At 70.9% G+C, this 19,100-nt stretch carries 22 protein-coding genes; 6 read left to right on the top strand and 16 right to left on the bottom strand.

What is annotated here, in order from left to right; genetic code table 11:
• Positions 1 to 32: 32 nt before the first annotated feature.
• The 3 genes from HC028_RS25630 to HC028_RS25620 are packed head-to-tail and all read right to left on the bottom strand — an operon-like array spanning position 33 to position 2,201.
• Positions 33 to 929: a LysR family transcriptional regulator gene (locus HC028_RS25630; RefSeq protein ID WP_203981576.1), complete on the bottom strand. Its 897-nt coding sequence runs from the start codon at positions 927 to 929 to the stop codon at positions 33 to 35.
• The gene (locus HC028_RS25625; RefSeq protein WP_168080004.1) at positions 914 to 1,819 is read right to left on the bottom strand and encodes a LysR family transcriptional regulator; all 906 of its coding nucleotides are present in this window, start codon (positions 1,817 to 1,819) and stop codon (positions 914 to 916) included. Before HC028_RS25625 ends, HC028_RS25630 begins: the two co-directional genes overlap by 16 nt.
• Before the next feature lie 46 nt (positions 1,820 to 1,865).
• Positions 1,866 to 2,201 carry a hypothetical protein gene (locus tag HC028_RS25620; protein WP_168080003.1) on the bottom strand — a complete coding sequence of 112 codons (336 nt, stop codon included), beginning with the start codon at positions 2,199 to 2,201 and terminating at the stop codon, positions 1,866 to 1,868.
• 98 nt (positions 2,202 to 2,299) lie between these two features.
• On the opposite strand from HC028_RS25620, the gene HC028_RS25615 reads away from it, so the two are divergent.
• A complete protein-coding gene (locus tag HC028_RS25615) occupies positions 2,300 to 2,818 on the top strand; it encodes a hypothetical protein (RefSeq protein WP_239075710.1) in 519 nt (172 codons plus the stop codon).
• On the opposite strand, the gene HC028_RS25610 is transcribed toward HC028_RS25615, so the two are convergent.
• From HC028_RS25610 to HC028_RS25590, 5 genes are all read right to left on the bottom strand, one after another.
• Complete coding sequence (locus tag HC028_RS25610) at positions 2,815 to 3,978, bottom strand: LCP family protein (RefSeq protein WP_168080002.1); 1,164 nt, start codon at positions 3,976 to 3,978, stop codon at positions 2,815 to 2,817. The two genes, HC028_RS25615 and HC028_RS25610, sit on opposite strands and share 4 nt — an antisense overlap.
• Positions 3,979 to 4,057: 79 nt before the next feature.
• Positions 4,058 to 4,645, bottom strand: a complete 588-nt coding sequence (locus HC028_RS25605) for a mycothiol-dependent nitroreductase Rv2466c family protein (RefSeq protein WP_239075711.1) — start codon at positions 4,643 to 4,645, stop codon at positions 4,058 to 4,060.
• A 19-nt stretch (positions 4,646 to 4,664) separates the two neighbouring features.
• Positions 4,665 to 5,294 (bottom strand): nucleoside/nucleotide kinase family protein, encoded by a 630-nt coding sequence (locus HC028_RS25600; protein WP_168080000.1) that lies wholly within the window; start codon positions 5,292 to 5,294, stop codon positions 4,665 to 4,667.
• A gap of 4 nt (positions 5,295 to 5,298) precedes the next feature.
• The gene (locus HC028_RS25595) at positions 5,299 to 6,231 is read right to left on the bottom strand and encodes an NADP-dependent oxidoreductase (protein ID WP_168079999.1); all 933 of its coding nucleotides are present in this window, start codon (positions 6,229 to 6,231) and stop codon (positions 5,299 to 5,301) included.
• 68 nt (positions 6,232 to 6,299) lie between these two features.
• Positions 6,300 to 6,641 (bottom strand): DUF6401 family natural product biosynthesis protein, encoded by a 342-nt coding sequence (locus tag HC028_RS25590; RefSeq protein ID WP_168079998.1) that lies wholly within the window; start codon positions 6,639 to 6,641, stop codon positions 6,300 to 6,302.
• A gap of 117 nt (positions 6,642 to 6,758) precedes the next feature.
• On the opposite strand from HC028_RS25590, the gene HC028_RS25585 reads away from it, so the two are divergent.
• Together HC028_RS25585 and HC028_RS25580 are read left to right on the top strand one after the other, a co-directional pair.
• Positions 6,759 to 7,580 carry an MBL fold metallo-hydrolase gene (locus tag HC028_RS25585; protein ID WP_168079997.1) on the top strand — a complete coding sequence of 274 codons (822 nt, stop codon included), beginning with the start codon at positions 6,759 to 6,761 and terminating at the stop codon, positions 7,578 to 7,580.
• 129 nt (positions 7,581 to 7,709) lie between these two features.
• Positions 7,710 to 9,638 carry a propionyl-CoA synthetase gene (locus HC028_RS25580; protein WP_168079996.1) on the top strand — a complete coding sequence of 643 codons (1,929 nt, stop codon included), beginning with the start codon at positions 7,710 to 7,712 and terminating at the stop codon, positions 9,636 to 9,638.
• Here HC028_RS25580 and HC028_RS25575 read toward each other — a convergent pair.
• Positions 9,635 to 10,795 carry a serine hydrolase gene (locus tag HC028_RS25575; protein ID WP_168079995.1) on the bottom strand — a complete coding sequence of 387 codons (1,161 nt, stop codon included), beginning with the start codon at positions 10,793 to 10,795 and terminating at the stop codon, positions 9,635 to 9,637. The two genes, HC028_RS25580 and HC028_RS25575, sit on opposite strands and share 4 nt — an antisense overlap.
• Before the next feature lie 326 nt (positions 10,796 to 11,121).
• Here HC028_RS25575 and HC028_RS25570 point away from each other — a divergent pair, with 326 nt between their 5' ends.
• Positions 11,122 to 12,336, top strand: a complete 1,215-nt coding sequence (locus tag HC028_RS25570; RefSeq protein ID WP_168079994.1) for a helix-turn-helix domain-containing protein — start codon at positions 11,122 to 11,124, stop codon at positions 12,334 to 12,336.
• Between the two features lie 16 nt (positions 12,337 to 12,352).
• Here HC028_RS25570 and HC028_RS28265 read toward each other — a convergent pair whose 3' ends face one another.
• The 4 genes from HC028_RS28265 to HC028_RS25555 form a co-directional block, all read right to left on the bottom strand.
• On the bottom strand, positions 12,353 to 12,478 hold the full coding sequence (locus HC028_RS28265; protein WP_275408283.1) for a hypothetical protein: 126 nt from the start codon (positions 12,476 to 12,478) through the stop codon (positions 12,353 to 12,355).
• Between the two features lie 67 nt (positions 12,479 to 12,545).
• Complete coding sequence (locus HC028_RS25565; RefSeq protein WP_168079993.1) at positions 12,546 to 13,775, bottom strand: zinc-dependent alcohol dehydrogenase; 1,230 nt, start codon at positions 13,773 to 13,775, stop codon at positions 12,546 to 12,548.
• Positions 13,776 to 13,944: 169 nt separating this feature from the next.
• Positions 13,945 to 14,721 carry a DUF72 domain-containing protein gene (locus HC028_RS25560; RefSeq protein ID WP_168079992.1) on the bottom strand — a complete coding sequence of 259 codons (777 nt, stop codon included), beginning with the start codon at positions 14,719 to 14,721 and terminating at the stop codon, positions 13,945 to 13,947.
• 62 nt (positions 14,722 to 14,783) lie between these two features.
• Positions 14,784 to 15,245 (bottom strand): STAS domain-containing protein, encoded by a 462-nt coding sequence (locus HC028_RS25555; RefSeq protein ID WP_168079991.1) that lies wholly within the window; start codon positions 15,243 to 15,245, stop codon positions 14,784 to 14,786.
• Between the two features lie 186 nt (positions 15,246 to 15,431).
• Here HC028_RS25555 and HC028_RS25550 point away from each other — a divergent pair, with 186 nt between their 5' ends.
• Positions 15,432 to 15,941 carry a DUF2231 domain-containing protein gene (locus HC028_RS25550; protein WP_168079990.1) on the top strand — a complete coding sequence of 170 codons (510 nt, stop codon included), beginning with the start codon at positions 15,432 to 15,434 and terminating at the stop codon, positions 15,939 to 15,941.
• 48 nt (positions 15,942 to 15,989) lie between these two features.
• Here the strand turns inward: HC028_RS25550 and HC028_RS25545 are convergent, their stop codons facing one another.
• The gene (locus HC028_RS25545) at positions 15,990 to 16,733 is read right to left on the bottom strand and encodes a S1C family serine protease (RefSeq protein WP_239075712.1); all 744 of its coding nucleotides are present in this window, start codon (positions 16,731 to 16,733) and stop codon (positions 15,990 to 15,992) included.
• Positions 16,734 to 16,988: 255 nt separating this feature from the next.
• Between HC028_RS25545 and HC028_RS25540 the strand changes: the two genes are divergently transcribed.
• On the top strand, positions 16,989 to 17,318 hold the full coding sequence (locus tag HC028_RS25540) for an antibiotic biosynthesis monooxygenase family protein (protein ID WP_168079988.1): 330 nt from the start codon (positions 16,989 to 16,991) through the stop codon (positions 17,316 to 17,318).
• A gap of 18 nt (positions 17,319 to 17,336) precedes the next feature.
• Here the strand turns inward: HC028_RS25540 and HC028_RS25535 are convergent, their stop codons facing one another.
• Both HC028_RS25535 and HC028_RS25530 read right to left on the bottom strand, forming a co-directional pair.
• Positions 17,337 to 18,233, bottom strand: coding sequence for a hypothetical protein (locus HC028_RS25535; RefSeq protein ID WP_168079987.1), 897 nt, complete (start codon positions 18,231 to 18,233; stop codon positions 17,337 to 17,339).
• Positions 18,234 to 18,630: 397 nt separating this feature from the next.
• Positions 18,631 to 19,071 carry a cupin domain-containing protein gene (locus HC028_RS25530; RefSeq protein ID WP_168079986.1) on the bottom strand — a complete coding sequence of 147 codons (441 nt, stop codon included), beginning with the start codon at positions 19,069 to 19,071 and terminating at the stop codon, positions 18,631 to 18,633.
• Between the last annotated feature and the right edge of the window lie 29 nt (positions 19,072 to 19,100).

Here is a 19,100-nt window from a genome sequence, read left to right as displayed (position 1 = left end):
GCGTCACCCACCCCATAGGCCGAAGCTATGGATCAGGTGCGCTGATGCAGCAGTTTCAGCAGCGCCCGGCTGGCGGGCGACAGCGCACCCGGCCGGTGGACCAGCGCGAACCGGCAGACCACCGGTGGGTCCAGGGCGCGTACGACCGCGCCGCCACGGGCCGCCTCGTCGGCGTACCACCGGGTCAGGAACGCGGCGCCGGCGCCGGCGAGGACCATCGGTACGACGGCCTCCCGGTGCCGGGTCACCGTCGCGCGGCGCATCCGCACGCCGGCCTCGGCCAGCGCCGCCAGTACCGTGGCGCGCAGCGCGCTGTGACCCTGGATGCCGATCACCGGTGCGTCGTGCAGCATCCGCAGCGGCAGCGGTCCGTCGGGGGCGGGCGTGCCCGGCGGCAGAACGGCGCACACCTCCTGTTCGCCCAACTCCCGCACAGGCAGCCCGAGGTTCGGGAGCGGCAGGTAGGTCAGGGCCAGCTCGCAGCTGCCCTCCCGGACCAGCCGGGCCAGCTCCTCGTCGTCGCGGGGTTCCAGCAGGCGCACCGAGATGCCGGGGAAGCGCCCCCGCAGCGTGGCGATGGCCGGCGTGAGGGGGTCTACCGCCAGTGCGGCGTGCGCGGCGATGTCCAGCCGGCCCGTCCGCAGGGCCGCCACCGCGGCGACGGCGGTCCGGGCGGCGGCGGCGTCCGAGACGACCTGCCGGGCCGCGGCGGCCAGCGCCGTTCCGGCGTGGGTGAGGACCAGACCGCGCCCGGTGCGGTGGAACAGCGCCAGGCCGAGGTCGCGCTCCAGGGCCCGGATAGCCTGCGACAGGGACGGCTGGGCGATGCAGATGGCCCTGGCCGCGCGGGTGACCCCGCCGTGGTCGACCACCGCGAGGAAGTACTCGAGCTGACGCAGGTCCACCGGCGGCCCTACCCGGTCGCGCACCGGGTGCGGGCGTGCGCGACGAACGCGCCGGCGGCCGTCGACAGTGGACCGGGCCGGTGGACCAGCCCGTACGCCTGCCGCAGCGGCGGATCGGTCGGCCGTACGACGGCGCCGCGCCCGGCGGCGGCCCGGGCGGTCTCGCGGGGCACGAAGGCCGCGCCCGCGCCGCCCAGGACAAGTGGCACGACCGCTTCGCGGGGACCCGCCTCGACCACCAGGCGGGTCCGGATGCCGTGGTCGCGCAGGGCCCGCTCGACGAGGTCGCGCTGCCAGCTGCCGCGGGGTACGCCGATGATGTCGGCGCCGTGCAGCCGGGTCAACGGCGCCGGCCCGTCCGTACCGACGTCGGTGCCGGGCGGGAACGCCAGCCACAGCTCCTGTACGCCAAGTTCGACGACGTCGAGTCCGAGGCGCGGTAGCGGTAGGTGGCTCAGGCCCAGCTCGCTGTGCCCGTCGCGGATGAGGACGTGCAGACCGTCATCGACGTCCGGCTCGTCGATGCGTACGAAGATGTGGGGGTTCGCCCGCCGGAACGAGCCGACCAGCGACGCGCCCGGGTGCACCGCGAGGACGGGCACGGTGACCAGGTCGAGGGTCAGTTCAGCGCACTCGCCACGCGAGTCCACCGAGTGCCGGACGGCCGCGATGCTGCGCAGCATCTGGCGGGCCGGCCCGACGAACGCCTTGCCCGCTGCGGAGAGCACCACCCCGTGGGAGACCCGGTGGAACAGTTCGGTGCCGAGTTCGCGCTCGAGCGCGCGCACCGACTGCGACAGGGTCGGCTGGGCGACGTCGAGCGCGGAGGCGGCCCGGCTGAACCCGCCGTGCTCGACCACCGCGAGGAAGTAGGAGACCTGCCGTACGTCCACTGCGTTCCCGATGCCTGACATAGCTTCCGGTCGATACGGATGCTACCGGCACATGAGCCATTCCCGCCTACTCAGGGGAGCTTCGCTCGGCCTGTACCCGGCGCCAGTGGTAGGCGTACAGGGGGCCGGAGATGAGCAGCAGCGTGCCGGAGCCGACCAGGCCGAGCACGGCATCCCGCCGCTGGGCGTCGAGCGCCACCCGCTGCTGGCGCTCCTGTTCCGCGCGGCTGACCCCGGAGTCCTTGCCGGGCACTTGCGCGCCGTAGTACGCCGGGGCCGGATAGAGCAGTTCGACCGCGTTGCGGACCAGGCTCACCGCGGCGAAGATCGAGATCACCAGCGTGATCAGACAGACCAGATACAGGTACACGTTGCGCAGGGTCAGACGTTCATGGCTCGCCATGGCGACTCCCTCCACGGGCCAGCGATCCGGCACCGGCGCTGCAGCCATCATCCCCCTCGCGGTCGGCGCGACACCGGGGCGGGCGCTAGCGTTTGGACGTGGACATCGCCGACGCAGAGCAGGTGGCCGCGTCGCTCGCGGACCGGATCAGCAAGCTGACCTTCGTCGACCAGGACGTCGACGAAGTCACGGCGCTGCTCGTGGAGGCGGTGGCGGCGTGGGGAGCGGAGCAGGGCTGGCGGGTGTACCGCAGGGCACCCAGCGTCATGCCGCTTCCCGCCCCGTACGAGCACCGTCATTCGATCCTCGACGTGGCCTGTGCCCGGCCCGTCGGGGCGCCGATCGTGATCGAGGTCGACCGCTCGGACCGGCAACGCTCGGTCGACAAGCTCCTCGCCGAGGCCGACGCCGGCCGGATCCCGCTCTGGCTGCGGTGGGGTAGCGGCGGCTTCGAGCCCCCGCCGCTGCCGGTCAGGATGGTGACCTGCGAGGTGACGTCGAGGCGGGGCCCTGCCGGGCGGGGACGGCTGCACTCACGGCTGCCGGAAAGCCACCGGCCGGCCCCGGAGCACACGGCTGTTGACGCTCGCGCCGAGGAGCAGGGAGACCTGTTCTAGCCGGTGGCGGTGTCCGTGCTGATCCAGGTCGGGTGGGTACTGACGAACTCCTCCATGGTGTCGGCCGCCATGTCCTTGAGGAGTTGCAGGCTGTCCGGTGTCAGGGTCTCGTACGCGACGCCGTCGATCGTGACCGGGTTGAAGGCGCCGCCGTTGGTTTTGATCATCATCAGGTTCTCCGGCTTGACGTCCTTCAGTGTGAAGATCCAGTCGGTGACGCTGACGTTGTTGTTGTAGAACGTGACCGCCTTGCCCACCGACTTCAGCACCTTGTTGACCTTGACCGGGTTGGTGATGACCCCGGTGCTGGTCGTCTTGTGCAGCACCGCTTTCAGGAACTGCTGCTGGTGGCGTTGCCGGCCGTAGTCGGAGTCGCCGTTGGCGAGCAGGTCGCGCTGGCGTACGTAGTCGAGCGCCTGCCAGTCACTGAAGTCGTGCCAGCCGACCTCGTACACCTGCGGACGCATGTTCGGCTTGAGGCCGCCGGGCCTGCCGTCGGGGTTGATGGTGTACGGCACCCCGACCTCGCCGGTCTTCACGTTGGTGCCGATATGGATCGAGGTCACCTTCTCGTCGACGTACATGCGTACCCCGCCGATCGCGTTGACCAGGTCCTTGAATCCGTCGAAGTTGACGATCGCCGCGCCGTTGAACTTCAGGCTCCCCCCGGAGAGGTCGCTGATGGTCTCGGCGAGCAGGGCGAGGCCGCCGTCGCGGCCGCCGCCGTTCTGGTACCCGGCCTGGAACGCGGCATTGATCTTGTCGGTGCCGCCCGGGTATCCGGTCTCCCTGTGCGCGGGAATGGTGACCCGGCTGTCGCGGGGGATGGATGCGAGATAGACCGCGTCGTGGGTGACGGGAACGTGGGCGACGATGATGGAGTCGGCCCGAGGAACGTCGGTCCGGCCGGAGCCTTCGTCGATGCCGACCAGCAGGAGATTGATCGGGCCGTGGATGGCGTTGCCGGTCGCGGCCGCGTTGCCGAGGCCGCCGGCGTGGGTGAGGTCGTCGGCGTAGTGGACCAGCAGGAGCTTGCCGGCGACGAGCGAACCGCCGCTGAGCACCATCAGCAGCGCGCCGGCGCCGATCGCCACCCGTGCCCATAACGGGGGACGCCCGGCGCCGCCGCGATCTGCCTTGCTTCGCGCTACCCGGCCCACGCCAGCCTCCCGTACGTCGCCACGTCAATCTACAGACGTAACGAGACCCCGGCGCGGCTGTGTTCAATCATTCAACCCCTTAGAGCGGGTTGCGCGCCCGCTTGACCTCGCTGAACTGCGGCACGCCTGCCAGCAGGCGCAGCCCCTCGAACAGCCGGTCGGCCTCGTCGCCCGCCGGGATCGGCGCCAGCACCGGCCCGAAGAAAGCGGCACCGCCGTCGAAGGCGGTCACCGGGCTGCCGGTCTCGGTGCCGACGCGCGCCTGCGCCTCGTCGTGGCTGGTACGCACGGCCGCGTCCAGCGCGGTGTCCTCGGCGGACGCCGCCAGGTCCGCGGGCAGGCCGGCGTCGGCGATCGCCCCGGCGAGCGTGGCCGCGTCCTTGGCGGTGTCCCGGTCGTGGATGCGCTCACCGAGGGCGGTGTAGAGCCGGTCGACCGCCTCCTGGCCGTGCTTCTGATCGGTGGCCGCCAGGACGCGCAGCGCGCCCTTGCTCCACTCGAAGGCCGGCCGGTACTCCTCGGGTACCTCCTTGCCCTCGTTAAGGACGCTCAGGCTCATCAGCCGCCACCGCACCTCCTCGCTACGGCGGGCGGCCACCTCGCGGATCCAGCGTGAGGTACGCCAGGTGAACGGGCAGATCGGGTCGAAGTAAAAGGTCACACTCACGGTCAACATCATGCAACCGTCACGCTTCGGCGACCAGTGCGGGGTGCCGGGGGTCATCGACCCGGACGACCACATCGGCCAGCAGCGCCGGATCGACCTCGTCGGCGTACCGCGCGTACGCCGGCAGCGTCCAGCGGTCGGCGTCCGCGGTCCGGCGGGCGAGGGCGGCCGGCGACGTCGACAGGTGGACGACCAGGTCCAGGGGGAGCCCGGTGCCCAGGAGCAGGGCGCCGCTCAGGAGCAGGATTCCGCCCTCCGGCACGCTCACGTACCCGGCCCGGGTCGCCCGGTCCATCGCGGTGTCCCAGAGTGTGGGCAGGATCCGCCCGGTACCGGCGTCCCCGAGGGGGTCGAGGACCTCCCGGGTGAGGCCGCGGACGTCGAGCCAGTCCTCGTAGAAGGCGTCCGGATCGGTGCGGCCCCGCTCCAGCCGCAGCGAGGCCGGGCGCAGGAAGTCGTCGGCGCGTACCCGCTGGACCGGCCGCCCCCGTACCCGCAGCGGCGTGACCAGCGCGTCGGCCAGGTCGTGCGGGCCGGTGGGCGGCGCCCCGTCGATCGCCACCCGCAGCCACCGCCCGTGAGGTCTGGCGTCGATGACGTCGGTCAGCTCCTCGACGAGGACGTCGGGTGAGACAGGTCGGACACGCACCTGTTTACGGTACGGTCAGGACGATCTTCCCGCGGACGTGGCCGCCCTCCAGCAGCCGGTGTGCCTCGGCGGCCTGCTCGAGTGGGAACTCGTGGCCGACCTCGACCCGCAGTCGGCCGTCGGTGGCCAGGTCGCCCAGCGCCTTCAACTGGCCGCCGTTGGGGCGCACGAACACGTACCGTCCGCCCTGCTCCTTGACCTTGGGGTCGACAACCGAGACGTGCCGGGTGGCGGCGCGTACGAGCGCCGGGCTCTGTTCGAGCGCCGTGCCGCCCACGTAGTCGGTGACGGCGTCGACCTTCCCGTCCACGCCGACGACGTGGGCGACCCGGTCGGGCAGGTCCGGACCGTACTCCATCGGGTAGGCGCCCAGGGAGCGGATGAAGTCGTGGTTTGGCAGCGAGGCCGTGCCGATCACGCGAACCGCGCCGAGCGCCCGCGCGATCTGGACCGCGAGGTGCCCGACCCCGCCGGCTGCGGCATGTACGAGGACCACGTCGCCCGGGCCGACGTCGACCGCGTTGAGCGATTGGAGCGCGGTGAGCCCCGCCAGGGGCAGCCCGGCCGCCTCGGTGAACGTCAACGCGTCCGGCTTGAGGGCGCAGGCCTCCTCGCGGACGCGGACCAGTTCGGCGTAGGTGCCCCACTGGATGTGGTCCTTTCGGGCGTACGCCATGACCGCGTCACCGACGGCGAACCGGGTCACGGCCGGGCCCACGGCGGCCACCTCGCCGGCCACGTCCCAGCCGGGGATCAGCGGGAAGGCGTACGGGAACGCGTCCTTCAGGTAGCCGGCCCGGATCTTGTAGTCGACCGGGTTGACCCCGGCGGCGCGTACCCGGATCACGACCCCGTCCGGCCCCGGCCCGGGATCGGGCAGTTCCTGCAGGTGAAGGACTTCCGGACCGCCGAATTCGGTCAGTGCGACAGCTCTCATGAGATCCGCTTACCCCGTCGAGGCGCGGATCAACAGTGCGAGCCCGCGGCCGTCAGAGCTCCCGGCCGTCAGAGTTCCCGGCCATCGGAGGCCAGCAGGCAGATCGCGAGCAGGCGGACCACCCGCCAGTCGCGCACGGCCCAGTCGATCGAGGCCGGAAACTCCCAGCCGGCCTCCTCGGCGGCGTGGATGAGGCCCTCCGTGTAGCCGGCGAGCGCCACCGTGCTGGGCGCGGTGCGGCCGTCGCCGAGCGCGTCCCGCACCTCGGCGGCGTGCTGGTCCACCTCGGCCAGCAGCCGCGGCATCCGCCGCATCGCAGCGGCACCGGGCGTGCCCACCTCGTCAATCAGCAAGCGCAGCAACTCCCGCGACGCGCTCAGCCGTCCAGGTACCGCAGATCCCTCGTACATGCCCCTCATGTCGGCCGTCGTTGCGCGCGGTGAACCTTTGTGACCGGACGGAAACCGTGAAGCACCGCACATGATCACTTGCCTGTCGGGTAGCGATCGGGCGGGAGGTGACAGCCGATGAGACAGGACGCCTCGGTCACCTTCGTGGGGAACGCCACGACCCTGCTGAGGCTGGGCGAGTTCACGCTGCTGACCGACCCGAACTTCCTGCACGTGGGGGAGTCGGCCTATCTCGGGTACGGATTCTGGAGCCGCCGCCGTACCCAGCCCGCCATGGACATCGACGAGCTTCCGGACCTGGACGCGATCGTGCTCTCGCACCTGCACGGTGACCACTTCGACCGGGTCGCCAAGGCCCGGCTGCCGCGGGCGCTGCCGATCGCGACCACCCCGTCGGCTGCGGGCCGCCTGGCGCGGACCTGGCGGTTCCGCGACACCATCGGCCTGCGGACCTGGCAGAGCGTCGACTTCCACAAGGGCGACCAGCGGGTACGGGTGACGTCGGTGCCCGCCCAGCACGGGCCGAACGGGATCCACCGCCTCATGCCGGAGACGATGGGGGCCGTGCTCGACTGGGAGGTCGCCGGCGAGCGGCGGCTGCGGTTGTACCAGACCGGCGACACCCTGTACCGGTGGTGGCTGCGCGAGATTCCGGAGCGGCTGCCCGACATCGACGTCATGCTGATCCACCTCGGCGGCACCCGGGTCCTCGGGCTGCTGCTGACGATGGACGGCGAGCAGGGCGCCAGCCTGGTCGACCTGGTCGAACCAGCGCTGGCGGTGCCGATTCACTACAACGACTACACGGTGTTCCGCTCGGGGCTCGGTGACTTCCGCGACGCGGTGCGCCGCCGCCACCTCGACCACCTCGTACGCCCGGTCTCCCGGGGCGACACGATGGATCTCACGGCGGCTGTGCAGCAGCCGGCGCAGCGGTGAGGGTGCAGCCCTGACCGTCGAGCCCTGACCGTCGAGCCGTGACCGTTCGTCACGCCCGGGTGACCGTTCGCCGTGCCCGCCTGGCGGGACGCTCTGGTGGGGACTGGGCCCCGCGACCAAGATGACGCTATGAACGGCACATCCAGCACCGGCTCCACCCGTAACGGCACATCCAGCACCAACTACCGCGAAACGTACGAGCGCAGCATCACCGACCCGGCGGGCTTCTGGGGCGAGGCGGCCAAGGGCCTCGACTGGTTCAGCCCGCCGGGCCGCGTCCTCGACCGGGACCGGGAGCCGTTCTACCGCTGGTTCCCCGACGGGGTGCTCAACGTCTGCCACAACGCGCTCGACCGGCACGTCGAGGCCGGTGCCGGTGACCGGGCGGCGCTCATCTACGACAGCCCGGTGACCGGGAGCGTCCGCACGTACACGTACCGGGAGTTGCGCGACGAGGTCGCCCGGTTCGCCGGAGCGCTGAAAAACCTGGGGGTCGAGTGCGGCGACCGGGTCGTCGTGTACATGCCGATGGTGCCCGAAGCGGCGATCGCGATGCTGGCGTGTGCCCGGCTCGGCGCGGTGCACTCGGTGGTCTTCGGCGGTTTCGCCGCCCACGAACTGGCCGTGCGCATCGACGACGCCAAGCCGGCGGTCGTCGTGGCGGCCTCGTGCGGCATCGAGGTCAGCCGGGTGGTGCCCTACAAGCCGCTACTTGACGCGGCGATCGAGGAGTCGGCGCACAAGCCGCGGCACTGCGTGATCTTCCAGCGCCCACAGTGCCCGGCCGACCTGGTCGAGGGGCGCGACCTCACCTGGGACGACGCGGTCGCCGGCGCCGAGCCGGCCGAGTGTGTGCCGGTCGCCGCCACCGACCCGCTCTACATCCTCTACACGTCCGGCACCACCGGCCGGCCCAAGGGCGTCGTGCGCGACAGCGGCGGCTACGCGGTCGCGCTGCACTGGTCGATGTCGAACATCTTCGACACCGGGCCGGGCGAGGTGATGTTCACGGCCTCCGACGTCGGCTGGGTCGTCGGCCACTCGTACATCGTCTACGCGCCGCTGCTCGCCGGGGCGACGACCGTCCTGTACGAGGGCAAGCCGGTCGGTACGCCGGACGCCGGCGCGTTCTGGCGGGTGGCGGCGCAGCACCGGGTGCGGACGCTGTTCACCGCGCCGACCGCGTTCCGCGCGATCAAGAAGGAGGACCCCCAGGGTACGCGGATCGCCGACCACGACCTGTCGAACCTGAGGCACCTGTTCCTCGCGGGGGAGCGGCTCGACCCGGAGACGTACGCGTGGGCCGGCGAGCGGTTGGGCGTGCCGGTCATCGACAACTGGTGGCAGACCGAGACCGGCTGGCCGATCGCCGCCAATCCGCGTGGCCTGGAGCCGTTGCCGACCAAGCCGGGCTCGCCGTCCGTACCCGTGCCCGGTTTTGATGTCCGCGTGGTCGACTCGGCCGGCAACGACGTCCCGGCCGGCGCCGACGGCGCGATCGTGATCCGGCTGCCGCTGCCGCCCGGTTGCCTGCCCACGCTGTGGGGCGACGACGAGCGCTTCGTCGCCTCCTACCTGTCGGCGTTCCCCGGTCACTACCTGACCGGCGACGGCGGTCGCTTCGACGCCGACGGCTACCTCTACGTCATGGGCCGCACCGACGACATCATCAACGTCGCCGGGCACCGACTGTCCACCGGCGCGATGGAGGAGGTCCTCGCCGCGCACCCCGCCGTGGCCGAGTGCGCGGTCATCGGGGTGGCCGACGGGCTGAAGGGTCAGGTGCCCCGCGGGTTCGTGGTGCTCAAGGCCGGGATCGACGCCGTCCCCGACACCGTCGCCGCGGAGCTCGTCGCGATGGTCCGCGACCGCATCGGTCCGGTCGCCGCGCTACGGCAGGTCGACGTCGTGCCGGCGCTGCCGAAGACGCGCTCGGGGAAGATCCTGCGCCGCACCATGCGCGGGATCGCCGACGGGGCGGCCGAGCCGGTGCCGTCCACGATCGACGATCCGGCGGTCCTCGATGCGCTGCGCCCGGTACTCAGGCCTGGTTCCTAGGTGGGCGGGGCGACCTGACGGGTGACCGCCCGGCAGATCTCGGCGCCGTGGGCGAGGCCGTAGCTTGCCGGGTAACGGGTGAGCACGGACAGCGTCCACCGGTCGGTGACGCCGAGGCAGTTGACGTGCCAGGTGCCGTCCGACCATTTCGTCCAGCCGTTCTTGACCGCGGTGTCGGGCCGTACCTCGGCGATGCCGAAGCGGCCCTCGCCGCGGATCTGGCGCATCTCGCTGAGGAGCCAGGCCGTCCAGCGGGCGTTCGTGGCCCGGCCGTCGGCGATGCAGTCGCCCAAGCGTGCCGCGTCGCGGGCGGAGATCTGCGTCAGGCTCCACCACCCGTGGTACACCCGGGTGTCGGTGAGCCCGCAGGTGGAGATCATCCGGTTGATGACCGCGTCGTTGCCGCGGCGCAGGTACAGCGTCTCCGCCGCCTGGTCGTTGCTGTCGCGGATCATCGTGCGCAGCAGGTCGGTCTCGGCCGGGCTCGGCGTTTTGCCGCCGAGCCCGTTCAGGTAGTCGGCCGCGATCCAGGCCTTGACCATCGACTCGGTGGAGTTGGTGCCGGCGTCGCCGCCGGTGACGAATGTGCCGGTACGCCGATCGAGCAGCGCCCAGCTGATCCAGTCGCCGGGGCCGCGGTTGACGGTCACACTCCCCGCCGCGCCCGGGGTGGGCGCAGCGGGCGCCGGTGTCGGGGTCACGCTCGCCGCCGGCTGAGTGTGCGCCGTCCCGCCGGCCGGGCGCCACGACTCCGCCTGCCCGGCGGTGCCCCCCGGTGGGGTCTGGTTCGCCTCGGGCAACTCACCGCCCAGGGCCTGGAACGCCCCGGGCGGCTTGGCCGTGCCGGATGAGTCGAGGGTCTGCAATCGGTGGACACAGCCCGCGGCGATGAGCGTGGCGAGCAGGGTGACGCTCAGGGCGAGGCCCGCCGGCTTGCTCGACCTCGCCTCGCGGGCCGTCGCTTTCGGGGCCGTCGTTCGGTTGGCCGTCGCTTTCGGGGCCGTCGTTCGGTTGGCCGCCGCTCGTGTGGCCGTCGTTCTCTCGGCCGTCGTTCTTCTGGCCGGCGCCGGCTGACGGCGCGCGCTGTTGGAGCGTGCGCCGCTGGAGCGTGCGCCGTCGGGGCGTGCACCGCTGCTGTACCGCGCATTGCTGGACATCGCGGCGTCACGTTAGCAGCGGTTGGGGGCAAACCGGATGTTTTTCTCTATTGTGGCAAAGCGTGTCGTGATCGTGCTGCGTCGCCCTGGGTCGGGGTGCGCGCGGCCGCAGGGGGTACTGCCGATCGCGGGGGCTGTGGCTTCGCACAACTGTGCACTGCGCGGCGGATTCGCTATGTCGCGTTCCTGTGGCCCGGTACCTATATGAACCACCAGGTCAAGGGCTGGGCGTGCGTCATGTCCATCAATGTCTCGGCGCGGGGCGGCACATTTTGTGCAAGATGGCCGATCGGATGTGGCTACCCTGACCGTTTGTGGGGGACTACATGGACGTTCGTAACCGCGACATCGGCCGGAGGGTTGGGTACTGGCGATCGCGGCGGGGGTTGACGCGACAGCAGTTCGCCGACCTGGTCGACCGGTCCATCAGCTGGGTGGACAAAGTGGAGAGCGGGCAGCGCGGACTGGTCCGCCTGCCGATGCTCGAGGCGGTGGCCAATGCTCTGCAGATCGACGTCGCGGCGCTGACCGACGACGACGCGGCGCGCAGGGCGGCCGAAAGCCCCGATGCGGTGGAGGTGTGTGCCATCCGTGACGCGCTCTGCTCGTACAAGGTGATCTTCGACGGTGCGGGAGAGGCTCCCGACCCGGTCAGGTTGCGCAGGCAGGTCGACTACGCGTGCGCGGCCTGGCTGGCGTCGCACCTGACGACGATGGGCAGGGTCCTGCCCGGGCTCATCGCCGAGTCGCAGCGCGCCGTCGCGACGCTCGACGGCTTCAACCGGGTGGAAGCGGCGCGCCACCTGGTGATGGCCTACCGGCTCGCCTCCTCGACGCTGCTCAAGCTGGACACGATCGAGCTGGCGTGGCTCGCCGCGGATCGCGCGATGCTGACGGCCCGGAGCGTCGGCGACACCGTCTGCCTCGCCCGCGCCAGCCGCTGCGTCGCTCGTGCGCTCGCCTGCCTCGGGCAGCCCCGGGATTCCCTGGACGTGCTGATCGCGATGGCCACCCGGATGGAGCCTGAGCTCGCCTCCCAGGATCGGCAACTGCTGTCGATGTACGGGATGCTGCTGTTGCCCGCCGAGATCGCCGCTGCGCAGAAGGGCGACGTCGACACCGCGCTGACCATGCACCGCAGAGCCGAACAGATCGCCCGCCAGTTGGGCCCCGGTTACTGCGACCCGGTCAGCGCGTTCGGCGTCACGAACGTCGCGCTGCACCGGCTGGCCGCCCTGGTGAGGATGGACGAGGGTGGTCGCGCGGTGACGTACGCGCGAACCATCGAGCCTCAGTCGCTGGCGCGGCTGCCGCGCGAGCGGAAAGCGACCTACCTGCTCGACATGGCTGAGGCGCACCGGCAGTGCCGCCAGTATCCGGAGGCCGCCGCCGCCGTCGTACGGGCCGACCAGGTGGCGCCCGAGGAGGTGCGCCGGCGCCCGGCAACGCACGCGCTCATCCGGCGGCTGCTCGATGTCGCGTCCGGAGAGCCCGCGCTGCTGCTGCGTCGACTCGCCGACCGGGCCAGCGTCGCTACCTAGCCGCTGCTCGCGGCCCCTACTTGCGTCGGCCGAACATCATCCGCATCGCCGCCAGGAGCAGCACTGTACCGACGACGATGCCGAGCAGTCGGACGCCGCCGACGGCGGTGAACTCGGGGGAGGCGAGCAGCGTCAGAGCCATACGTCAATACTTGCACCCGAGTGGAGCCGGCAGGAGGCACGCCGGTTCCACTCGGGGTCGTACATTCTCAGACGGACCTCTGCTCAAACGCCTCTTCGGATCGACGCTCGGTCTCCTGCGGCTTGAGCAGCACCTTCACGGTGCCTTCCTTCTTTTTCTGGAAGTTCTCGTACGCCTTGGGCGCCTGGTCGATCGGCAGCCGGTGGGTCGCGAAGTGGTCCACGCCGAGCGGATCCTCGTCGGTCAGCAGCGGCATGATCTCGTCGATCCAGGTCCGCACGTTCGCCTGCCCCATCCGAAGCTCGACCTGCTTGTCGAAGATCTGCAGCATCGGCAACGGGTCGGCCAGGCCGGCGTACACGCCGATGACGGATACGGTGCCGCCCCGCCGCACGGTGTCAATCGCCATGTACAGCGCGGCCATCCGGTCCACGCCGGCCTTCTCCTGCAGCTTGTTGAGTAGGTCGCCGGGGAGTCCGGTGCCGAGCTTCTCGGCGAGCGTGGTCCGGGGCGTGCCGTGGCCCTCCATGCCGACCGCGTCGATGACGGAGTCCGGTCCGCGACCGGCGGTCATCTCCTGGATTTTCGCCACGATGTCGTCGTGCTCCTTGAACTCGACGGTCTCCACGCCGTTGCCGCGCGCCCGTTCCAGCCGCTCGGGCACCAGGTCGACGCCGATGACCCGCTCGGCGCCCCGGTGCATGGCGACACGCGTGCACATGTCGCCGATCGGGCCGAGCCCGAAGATCGCTACGCTGCCGCCCTGGGGGATCGCCGCGTACTCCACGGCCTGCCACGCCGTCGGCAGCACGTCCGACAGGTACACGTACCGATCGTCCGGCGGCCCTTCGGGCACCTTGATCGGCCCGAACTCCGCGTACGGCACCCGGAGCAGTTCCGCCTGCCCGCCGGGCACCTGCCCGTACAGCTTGGTGTACCCGAACAGCGCGGCGCCCATCCCGTACTCTTTGACCTGGGTGGTCTCGCACTGGGTAGGCAGGCCTTCCAGGCACATGAAGCAGTGCCCGCACGCGATCTGGAACGGGATCACCACCCGGTCGCCCGTCTTCAGGGTGTTGATCCCCGGCCCGACCTCCAACACGTCGCCCATCGCCTCATGGCCCAGGACATCGCCCGGGGTCATGAACTGGTCCATCATCTCGTACAGGTGCAGATCGGAGCCGCAGATGCCGGACGACGTGACCTTGACGATGGCGTCTTCCGGCTCCTGGATCGACGGATCGGGAACGGTCTCGACGCGAACGTCCCGTTTCCCGTGCCAGGTGACTGCCTTCATCGCCGCTTCCTTCCCGGTCTGATGGGGCGGCGTCCAACTACCTCCCTCTCGGGCGGCGTTCAACTGCCCCCGGAGTCCAATCGGTCCCTGGCAGTGGCTACCCCTCAGGGATCAGGCGAAACCGGGCGTCCGGCCATGATCGGGGACCATGATCAGGGAGCCGATCGGGTCAGGGGACCAGCTCGCTCTTCGGGTCGTACAGCGCGCGGGTCACCGGGAGCCCGTGGCTGCGGACCAGGCCGGCGAGGGTGACCGCATCGCGGATCGCGGCGCCGCCCGGGTCGTTGTTGAAGTACACGTACACGTTCTCGTCTTCCGAGAACGTGTCGGCGATCCGGTCGACCCAGGTGCTCAACGCCTGCCGGCCGTACGAGGGGCGCGGGCGCGCACGCCCTTCGTGCAGCCGCAGGTAACCCCAGTCCGCCGTCCGCCACAGCGGGGTCACGGGCCGCCCGAGCCGGTCGGCCCAGCACAGCGCGGCGCCCCGGCGAGTCAGCGTTTCCCGGATGCCGGGTGCCCACCACGACTCGTGCCGGGGCTCGACCGCCACCCGCACGTGTCCCGGGAACTCCGCGAGGACCGCGTCGAGCAGACCGGCGTCGGCGCGGAGGGTCGGTGGAAGTTGCAGCAGGACCGGGCCGAGCTTGTCGCCGAGGCCGGCCGCCCGGTCGAGGAAGCGGGCGACCGGCTCGTGCGGTTCGCGCAGGCGCTTGATGTGGGTCAGGTACCGGCTCATCTTCACGCCCACCACGAAGTCGTCCGGCGTGCGCCGCCGCCAGTCGGAGAACGTGTGGCGCTCCGGTAGGCGGTAGAACGCGTTGTTGACCTCTACCGTGGCGAACCGGGCCGCGTACCACTCCAGCCACAGCCGCTGTGGCAGGTCTCGCGGGTAGAACCGGCCCCGCCAGTCGCGGTACTGCCAGCCCGAGGTTCCCACCAGGATCACACTGTGCGGCGTACCCCGTTCCGGCGGTGCCCAGTCATGCCTGCCGCTACGTGATGCCGCCGCTACGCGGACGGGCGGCCGGAGTCCAGGTCGGCGGAGGAGCGGCCCGGTTGGGACTCCGCGCACGGTGCGAGGTGCGCGATCGCGCCGGTCAGTTCGAGCGCGCGCCGCACCGCGCCGGTCGCGTTCGTCACGACCAGTACGCAGCCGTTGCGACTGGTTGTTCGGTATGCCCGGTTGAGCGCGGCGATGCCGGTGGAGTCGATGAACAGGAGACCGCCAAGATCAACCTCGATCTGCTCGATCGACTCGCTGGAAGGCTCGTCGGTCGGTTCGGAGGTCGGCTCGGAGGTCGGCTCGTTGGCCGGCTCGGAGGTCGGCTCGTTGGCCGGCTCGTTGGCCGGCTCGGATGTGGCGAGCTGGCACAGCATGGTGCCGAACGGTCCGGCGGTGGTCACGTCCAGCTCGCCTCCGGTTGTCACCGACACCCTCCGGCCCGCACGGTTGACCGTATAGACGAACATCATCGGCTCCTCCAATCCACGCTGATTGTCGGCATTGGCATTTTTCGCTACCGTCGGCCGGTCCGCATTCGCTGCCGTCGGGGTGACGCGAACGAGCCCTGCGGTGGTGGGTGGTTTATAAGGTTTTTCCAAGGATCGTGCGGCAGGATTGCGGCGCACATTCGCCGCACCGGACAGGAGGCCATCGTGCCCGAGTTTGTCAATGGGCTACCTTTGCACGCGCTGGTCGTACACGCTGTCGTGGTTCTGCTGCCGATTGCCTGCCTCGGCGTCATCGCGATCGCGCTGCGCAGTTCGTGGCGGGCCCGGTACGGCGGCCTCGTCGTCTTGGTCACCACGGTGGCCACCGCGGCCGTTCCGGTCGCCACCGAGAGCGGCGACAACCTGGTACGCCGGCTCGGCGACCCGGGTGAGCACGCGGAGCTCGGCGATACTCTGCTCTGGTTCGCGCTGCCGCTGCTCGCGGCGGCCGTGGCGCTGTACGTGCTGCAGCGGCGGGTGGCGCGAGCCGACATACCCGCTTCGCCCACCGCCGCAGACCGCCCTCGGGTCGGAAGCTCCCCGCTCACCCTCTTCGTCGCGGGCGTCGCCGTCGTCATCGCCGGGGCGAACCTGGTTCAGGTGTACCGGGTCGGTGACAGTGGGGCCCGGGTGGTGTGGCAGGGCGTTCAGAACACGCCGGCCCAGGACCGCTGACGCGGGTCCCGAGCTGGTTCCGCGGCCGAATTACCGGCGCGCCGATCTCTAGGACGTCATGATCCGATCGGCTATCTGCTTGGCGGTGTTGCTCGGGATGGCGAAGCCCACGCCGATGTTGCCCTCGCTCTGACCAGCGGTGGCGATGGCGGTGTTGATGCCGACCACCCGTCCGGCCCGGTCGACCAATGCGCCACCGGAGTTGCCCGGGTTGATGGCCGCGTCCGTCTGGATCGCGTCCGTGATGGAGAAGAAGGTGCCGGCGCTCCGCGCAGGGCCCCGCAGGTCACGGTGCAGCGCGCTGACGATACCGGCGGTCACCGTGCCCTGGAGGCCGAGCGGACTGCCGATCGCTAATACCGCGTCGCCGACCTGGACCTTCTGGCTGTCGCCGAACGTGGCCGCGGGCAACCCGGACACGCCGTTCGCCCGGACGACCGCGACGTCGTGCGCGGTGTCGGTACCCACGATGCCGGCCGTCGCCGTCCTGCCCCCAGCGAAGGTCAACTGGACCGTACGGCCGCGGGCCATCGATACCACGTGGTTGTTCGTGAGCACGTAGCCGTTGGTGCTCAAGATGACGCCGGAACCCTCGGCCGTCCCGGCGTCGATCGAGACGACGCTCTGCTGTACCGCCGCCGCGACGCGCGCCAGGGAGTCGCGGTCCACGACCCCGGCTGCCGGAGCGCCGACGCTCGCGATGATCGAGTTGGTGCCGTCGAGTCGGTGCGCCAGGTACCCGCCGGTCACGCCGGCGCAGAACGCGAGCACGATCGCGGCCAAACCGGTCACGATGCGTGTACGCCACCTGCCCCGCGGTGTGGCGGCCATCGGCACACTCGGGTACGGCTGGTCGGGGATCCATCGTGGCAGGGAGCCGATCGGTGGCCCCGGGCTAGGGGTGGCCGAGTGCGCGGGCCCTGCCTCGGGCCCGTCCGGGACGGGTTCGATGGGGGTCATAAATTCAGCGTTGCTCTGTGGCCTTTGCGAGTGCTGAAGGGGGACTGGGAGGTCGCTGAGACTGCGTGTGTCCGTTACGGTGAATTCATGGCGGTTGTGAAGATCAACGCGATCGAGGTGCCGGAAGGCGCCGGCCCGGAACTGGAGCGCAGGTTCGCCGACCGGCACCGGGCGGTCGAAGGCGCGCCCGGGTTTCTCGGTTTCGAGTTGCTGCGGCCAGTGAAGGGCGAGAACCGCTACTTCGTCTACACCAGGTGGGAGAGCGAGGAGGCCTTCCAGGCGTGGGCGGGCAGCGGGGCCCGTCAGGCGCACGCCGGGCAACGGGAGCGGCCGGTCGCGACCGGTGCGACCCTGCTCGAGTTCGAGGTCGTGCAGCACGCCGATCCCGACGCCGGCGTCAGGCTCGCGACCGAGTAGGCGACTACCGGGTAGCGGCTACCTCGCAGGCGTCCGTAGCTGGGCGGTGACGCTGCGGCAGATGTCGGCGCCGTAGGCGAGGCCCAGGCCTTCCGGGTACCGGGTGAGCACGGCCAGCACATACTCGTCGACAACGGCCAGGCAGTTGACGCGCCACTCGGCGCCGACCACCGTCCACCCGTTCTTGATCGGGATGTGGGTCGCCACCGGCGTCGGCAGGGCGTCGACGATGCCGAAGCGCCCGTCACCGCGTACCTGTCGCATTTCGCCAAGCACCCAGCTGGTCCACTTCGGGCCGGCCGCGCGCCCGTCGGTGATACAGATGCCCAGCCGTACGGCGTCCCGCGCCGATACCTCGGTGCGGGACCACCAGCCCTCGGCGATGGACGTCTCGGCCAGGTCGCACATGCTGATCATGCGCTGTACGACGGAGTCCGCACCGTTCTGCTGGTAGATGTCCTCGGCGGCGGAGTCGTCGCTGTCGCGGATCATCCGGCTCAGCTCGTCGAGCCGGTACTGGTCGGGCGCCCCGTCGGGTGGCAGGCGCCGCAGATCGTCCGAGGCGATCCAGATTTTGATCATCGACTCGGTGCTCGTGGTGGTGTCGGCGGAGTTGGCGGAGCCGTACATCGCGCCGGTCGAGCGGTCGAGCAGCGCCCACGAGAAGAAGCCCGGTACCCAGACGCGGACCGGCGCGGGACCCAGCAGCGGGGGAGCGGATTTGCTCGCCGTGCTGAGGGTGGGCGCGGGTCCCGCCCTTGGCCGCGCGCCATGGGCGAAGCGCAGAAACGGTCCCGGCAGGTTACCGGACTGGCCGGTGCCGGCGATGCTCGCTGACGCCGTAACCGCCCCGAGCGTCACGGCGGTCGCCCACGCGGTGAGGGCGAGAGCGCTGAAGGCCGTGCGAAGGCGCACTGGAAGGGGTCTCCTCGGTAGGCCGTCGGCGGTGTCCAACTCCAGCGTCCCTAGCCGGCGCGCCGACCGTCACCCGGCTGACACTTGGAACTGGCCGGGACTGGCCTTGGAATCCGCCGTGAACCCGCCGTCGGTACCAATATAACCTAGCATCCTAGGATGCCGTAGGGAGTGTGGCGCGGCGCGCACGGCCCACAAAAATGGCCGCCGTGCGGGCGCGACACGGGTGTTCCCCGGCGCCCGCACGGCGGCCATTCCCCAGGTCCCCTTAACCCCAAGGGGGAAATCGTGCGTTGCACCCCGATCATCGGCGGCCACCCGCCGCGGTTGAGGGTTTTCGGCGGTCCGTGCTTCTGATCCGCATGAAGGCCGCGGTGTGGTTGAACCAGACGACCGCTCAGATCATGCGGAAGTCGGCCATGTCGAACCCGGGTGCGACGACGCAGGTGACGAGTACCGGCTCGTCGTCCATTGGCGCGGCGGACTGCCAGACCCCGCCCGGTACGACCGCCTGCGGACGGTAGTGCGCCTCGACGCGTGGTCCGAGCGCCATTTCGACGACGTCGGCGCCGGGCGCGTCGCCCGAGCCGGCCAGGCGCAGCGCCAGGCGGCCGCCACGGTGCCACAGCCACAGCTCGTCCGAGCGCACGGTGTGCCAGCGGGATTCTTCGCCGGGGTGCAGCAGAAAGTAGATGGCGGTCGCCACGGCGCGCGGCCCGCGGTAGCCGGGGAAGTCCGCCTCGATCGCGCTTCGCCAGGTCTGCCGGTACCAGCCGCCCTCGGGGTGGGGAACGAGGTCGAGTTGCTCGGCCAGCGGCGGCCGGCGCGGCGTCGTCATCGGGTCAGGTTAGGACGGATACGCGAAGG

This window comes from Planosporangium flavigriseum, from assembly GCF_011947225.1.
Taxonomy (GTDB): domain Bacteria; phylum Actinomycetota; class Actinomycetes; order Mycobacteriales; family Micromonosporaceae; genus Planosporangium; species Planosporangium flavigriseum.
Note: the sequence above shows the minus strand (reverse complement) of the source record. Positions and strands in the feature narration are given on the sequence as shown.

Excerpts from the sequence above, each read along its gene's own strand:
- HC028_RS25580 (WP_168079996.1), top strand. The coding sequence starts at position 7,710 with ATGAACGGCACATCCAGCACCGGCTCCACCCGTAACGGCACATCCAGC.
- HC028_RS25570 (WP_168079994.1), top strand. The coding sequence starts at position 11,122 with ATGGACGTTCGTAACCGCGACATCGGCCGGAGGGTTGGGTACTGGCGA.
- HC028_RS25585 (WP_168079997.1), top strand. The coding sequence starts at position 6,759 with ATGAGACAGGACGCCTCGGTCACCTTCGTGGGGAACGCCACGACCCTG.
- HC028_RS25575 (WP_168079995.1), bottom strand. The coding sequence starts at position 10,795 with ATGTCCAGCAATGCGCGGTACAGCAGCGGTGCACGCCCCGACGGCGCA.
- HC028_RS25540 (WP_168079988.1), top strand. The coding sequence starts at position 16,989 with ATGGCGGTTGTGAAGATCAACGCGATCGAGGTGCCGGAAGGCGCCGGC.
- HC028_RS25595 (WP_168079999.1), bottom strand. The coding sequence starts at position 6,231 with ATGAGAGCTGTCGCACTGACCGAATTCGGCGGTCCGGAAGTCCTTCAC.
- HC028_RS25625 (WP_168080004.1), bottom strand. The coding sequence starts at position 1,819 with ATGTCAGGCATCGGGAACGCAGTGGACGTACGGCAGGTCTCCTACTTC.
- HC028_RS25620 (WP_168080003.1), bottom strand. The coding sequence starts at position 2,201 with ATGGCGAGCCATGAACGTCTGACCCTGCGCAACGTGTACCTGTATCTG.
- HC028_RS25555 (WP_168079991.1), bottom strand. The coding sequence starts at position 15,245 with ATGTTCGTCTATACGGTCAACCGTGCGGGCCGGAGGGTGTCGGTGACA.
- HC028_RS28265 (WP_275408283.1), bottom strand. The coding sequence starts at position 12,478 with ATGGCTCTGACGCTGCTCGCCTCCCCCGAGTTCACCGCCGTCGGCGGC.
- HC028_RS25590 (WP_168079998.1), bottom strand. The coding sequence starts at position 6,641 with ATGTACGAGGGATCTGCGGTACCTGGACGGCTGAGCGCGTCGCGGGAG.
- HC028_RS25530 (WP_168079986.1), bottom strand. The coding sequence starts at position 19,071 with ATGACGACGCCGCGCCGGCCGCCGCTGGCCGAGCAACTCGACCTCGTT.
- HC028_RS25565 (WP_168079993.1), bottom strand. The coding sequence starts at position 13,775 with ATGAAGGCAGTCACCTGGCACGGGAAACGGGACGTTCGCGTCGAGACC.